This is a genomic window from Kitasatospora phosalacinea (assembly GCF_000717185.1).
Taxonomy (GTDB): domain Bacteria; phylum Actinomycetota; class Actinomycetes; order Streptomycetales; family Streptomycetaceae; genus Kitasatospora; species Kitasatospora phosalacinea_A.
The window spans coordinates 1-772 of sequence record NZ_JNYE01000264.1 but is presented as its reverse complement, the minus strand read 5'-3'; the positions used below and the strand labels follow the sequence as shown (position 1 = coordinate 772).

Annotated in this window: 1 protein-coding gene; it reads right to left on the bottom strand. The window is 68.5% G+C overall.

Going from position 1 to position 772, the window contains the following annotated elements; genetic code table 11:
• Nucleotides 1-748 (bottom strand): acyltransferase domain-containing protein (locus OO57_RS37930; protein WP_234337734.1); only part of this gene is annotated, 748 nt, incomplete at its 3' end.
• Nucleotides 749-772 lie beyond the last annotated feature (24 nt).

Here is a 772-nt window from a genome sequence, read left to right as displayed (position 1 = left end):
AGGTGGTGGTGCCTTGGTGGTGGAGGGTGTGGATGGTGTCGGTGAAGCGGACGGTGTGGCGGATGTGGTGGGTCCAGTAGTCGGGGGAGTTGAGTTGGTGGGGGGTGGCGATCTGTCCGGTGAGGTTGGAGATGAGGGGGGTGTGGGTGGGGTGGTAGGTGAGGGTGGCGGCGGTGGCGTGGAATTGGTCGAGGATGGTGTCCATGTGGGGGGAGTGGAAGGCGTGGTGGACGCGGAGGGGGGTGGTTTTGCGTCCTTGGTTGTGCCAGTGGGTGGTGGTGGCTTGGACGGCTTCCCGGTCGCCGGAGATGACGGTGTTGTGGGGGGAGTTGAGGGCGGCGATGTGGGCGCCGGGGGCGAGGGTGGGGAGGATTTCTTGTTCGGTGGCGGCGATGGCGGTCATGGTGCCGGTGGTGGGGGTGGTGTGCATGAGGCGGGCGCGGGTGGCGATGAGGGTGCAGGTGTCGGGGAGGGTCCAGAGTCCGGCGAGGTGGGCGGCGGTGAGTTCGCCGATGGAGTGGCCGGCGAGGAGGTGGGGGGTGATGCCGTGGGAGGTGAGGAGGTGGTGGAGGGCGACTTCGACGGCGAAGAGGGCGGGTTGGGTGAGTGTGGTGGTGTCGAGGTCGGTGGGGTCGGGGTTGAAGATGACGTCGCGGAGGGGGCGGTCGAGGTGGGGGGTGAATGCGGCGCAGACCTCGTCGAGGGTTTGGGCGAAGACGGGGTGGGTGTCGTAGAGCTCGCGGCCCATGCCCGGACGCTGACTCCCCTGGCC